The organism is Vibrio splendidus 12E03, assembly GCF_000272105.2.
GTDB classification, from domain to species: Bacteria; Pseudomonadota; Gammaproteobacteria; order Enterobacterales; family Vibrionaceae; genus Vibrio; species Vibrio splendidus_I.
In genome coordinates this window covers 1-654 of record NZ_AJZD02000136.1, presented here as the reverse complement: position 1 = coordinate 654, position 654 = coordinate 1, and the positions used below count along the sequence as shown (strand labels likewise).

Below are 654 nucleotides of genomic sequence, written 5' to 3'. Positions count from 1 at the left end.
CGTTTCGGTGCATCGGCGGCGTACACATCATCCAATGTCACTTTGGATGATGCGGGCAGCGCTAACGTGGCCACCATGATAGTGGTGATGATTGGGTACAGCCGTTTTTTCATCGTCATTTCCTTTTCGTTGTTAGCGACAATACGCGGTTAATAACGCTTCGCCGCTGGTTAATATGGTCTCTCGACCGGTACTGTTTATCTTGACGCTGATCGATATTCCAACTCGCCATCGGGTAGCCGTTTGCGACAAGATGTAAGGTTTCAATCCACCAAGGTGGGTGTAATAACGGGTATCAACGTCAATACTTGAAATCGATAGGTTCGCTTGCGCCGTTTGACCTCGGATACACTGAGGTTTGTCCACCCATTGCCCGTGCCTTGCGGTAGTGGATTCTGACAATTTTGAGCTCACCGGTATTTGAGAGCCATTACTGGCTCGAAGTGACACGTCTTTGGTGTTGGTGATACCGAAATTCCCCCCGATATCCCAATCCCCAAGCAGCGTCGAATCATCCCCGCTTCGTTTGACCAATCCGTCGTAAGCAAAGGCTTTATCAGGGCGGTCAATGCGAAGGGTGATGAGGTTATTCGGCTCATCAAACACAATGCTTGGGATTTTTGAGAACAGACTTAAGGTGGCGGCGCGCTCGTA

General features: G+C 49.8%; 1 pseudogene. It reads right to left on the bottom strand.

The window, feature by feature from the left end:
• Positions 1–132: 132 nt before the first annotated feature.
• Positions 133–654, bottom strand: a pseudogene (locus tag A142_RS10305) (type II secretion system protein); the annotation flags it as partial.